Origin of the sequence: Acinetobacter sp. (assembly GCF_036666595.1) — a bacterium.
Lineage (GTDB): Bacteria > Pseudomonadota > Gammaproteobacteria > Pseudomonadales > Moraxellaceae > Acinetobacter.
This window is the reverse complement of sequence record NZ_JAVWVO010000169.1, coordinates 1-508: the sequence shown is the minus strand read 5'-3', so window position 1 is coordinate 508 and position 508 is coordinate 1. Positions and strand designations below refer to the sequence as shown.

At 33.7% G+C, this 508-nt stretch carries 1 pseudogene; it reads right to left on the bottom strand.

Annotated features, from left to right (window positions below):
- A pseudogene (locus RR876_RS17415) lies at positions 1–384 on the bottom strand (hypothetical protein); the annotation flags it as partial.
- Positions 385–508 lie beyond the last annotated feature (124 nt).

Sequence of the window (508 nt, the reverse complement as noted above, 5' to 3'; positions counted from 1 at the left end):
TATTTCGCCTTGCTCATATTTAATGAAATGTTGCGTTAAACTTTGATTCATTGAAGTGTAAAAGTTGAAATCTTCTAAGCGAATATCAATTTGTTGTTGAAAGCAATCGTTAGATTTACATTGCTTTAAACGGTTGAACCATAACTGATTGGTATCATTGATTAAACGAATAGGTGCATCTGTGATGAGATAAGCCGTCAAATATTTTTCATTTAATTGTGCACGTAAGTCTTTAAATTGAGTCCCACAAAACTTCTTCAAGGTTGAAGCATTTGCTTGCTCGCAGCTCATCGGTAAAGCATAAACAGCAGATGTGCTGATACAGCTTAAAATGAGAGCAGCTAAGCGTGTTTTAGTTTGATTAAATTCTGTATTCAACAGCATGATCGCTTATACTTTCACAATGTTTGCATACGTACTATAGCGAAATAGAAAGTACGAATACAAGATTTTTCAAACTAAAAAATTGCATAAAGAGGCTGAAAATGATCATACCGATTCGTATTGG